Consider the following 718-nt stretch of genomic DNA (forward strand, 5'->3'; position numbering starts at 1 on the left):
GCAGCGTCAGATGTGTATAAGAGACAGCCCCCAGCCCCTTGGCGCGGGCGGTGCGGACGTAATCCTGGCGAAGCTCCCCCATCATCGCGGCGCGGACGTAGCGCGTGTAGCCGCCGATGCTCGCCAGAGTCAGCGAGGCCACCGGCAGCACGAGGTAGGGCAGCCGCTCCCACCAGCCCTCTCCCCCCACCGGGCCGAGCCCGGAGGCGGGCAGCCATTGCAGTTCCACCGCGAAGAGCAGAATCAGCAGCAGCGCCAGCCAGAAGGCGGGGACGGAGATGCCGGCGAAGCAGAACAGGTTGATGGCGTTGTCCGCCCAGCCGTAGGGCCGCCGCGCCGCGTAGACGCCGAGCGGCAGCGCCACCGCCAGGGTCAGCGCCATCGCCGCGCCGAGCAGCAGCAGCGTGTTGCCCAGCCGCGGGAGGAGAATCGTCAGAACCGGCTGCGCGTAGAGCCGCGAGAAGCCGAAATCCCCCATCAGCGCCGCCTGGAGCCAGTGTCCGTAACGGTCCAGCAGGGGCTTGTCGAGGCCGTAGAGCGCCTTCAGCCGCGCCGCATCGGCGGGCGTGGCGCGCGGGTTACCGGCCAGCATCATATCCACCGGATCGCCCGGCATCAGCGTCATCAGCACCGTGATGACGAAGCTCATCAGCAGCAGGACGACCAGCGCCTGGAGCCTGTCTCTTATACACATCTGACGCTGCCGACGATTATACGC

General features: G+C 68.4%; 1 protein-coding gene. It reads right to left on the minus strand.

The window, feature by feature from the left end; translation table 11 throughout:
• A partial coding sequence (locus Q4I23_RS32915; protein WP_498529034.1) for an ABC transporter permease occupies positions 1–718 on the minus strand: 718 nt, incomplete at both ends.

It is taken from the genome of Azospirillum sp. UFLA03-27 (genome assembly GCF_059803775.1).